The organism is Bradyrhizobium sp. SHOUNA76 (genome assembly GCF_023006445.1).
Taxonomy (GTDB): domain Bacteria; phylum Pseudomonadota; class Alphaproteobacteria; order Rhizobiales; family Xanthobacteraceae; genus Bradyrhizobium.
Genome location: NZ_JALBHA010001068.1, coordinates 1 through 658, shown reverse-complemented (window position 1 = coordinate 658; position 658 = coordinate 1). Strand labels below are relative to the sequence as shown.

Below are 658 nucleotides of genomic sequence, written 5' to 3'. Positions count from 1 at the left end.
CCTGTGCCCGATCCGGATTTCGGCCGGCCGGATTTCTCGCCGCTGCAGCGTGCCGGTGTGGATGCAATGCGCGCGCTCGCCGCCAACGGCACCTTCCACGTCGCACTGCTCGACGGCGTCACCGGCTCGGGCAAGACCGAGGTGTATTTCGAGGCCGTCGCTGAAACGATCCGCCGCGGCAAGCAATCGCTGATCCTGATGCCGGAGATCGCGCTGACCGGCCAGTTCCTCGACCGCTTCGCGCTGCGTTTCGGCGTGCGGCCGATCGAATGGCACTCCGAGCTGACGCCGCGCACCCGCGCGCGCAATTGGGCGGCGATCTCCGGCGGCACCGCGCCGGTCGTGGTCGGCGCGCGCTCGGCGCTATTTCTGCCCTACGCCAATCTCGGCCTCATCGTGGTCGATGAAGAGCACGACCAGGCCTACAAGCAGGACGAGGGCGTGCATTATCACGCCCGCGACATGGCGGTGGTGCGCGCGCATATCGCAAAGATCCCGGTCGTGCTGGCGTCCGCGACGCCCTCGGTCGAGTCCGAGGTCAATGCGCGCAAGAACCGCTATCAGCGCATCGCGCTGCCCTCGCGCTTCGGCGGCCAGCACATGCCGCATATCGAGGCCATCGACATGCGCCGCGAGCCGCCCGCGCGCGGCCGCTTCA

General features: G+C 68.7%; 1 protein-coding gene. It reads left to right on the top strand.

Features of this window, described 5'->3' with window-relative positions; translation table 11 throughout:
• Positions 1 to 658, top strand: a 658-nt coding sequence (gene priA, locus MOV74_RS39760; protein WP_246933065.1) for a primosomal protein N', incomplete at both ends; no start/stop codon positions are given.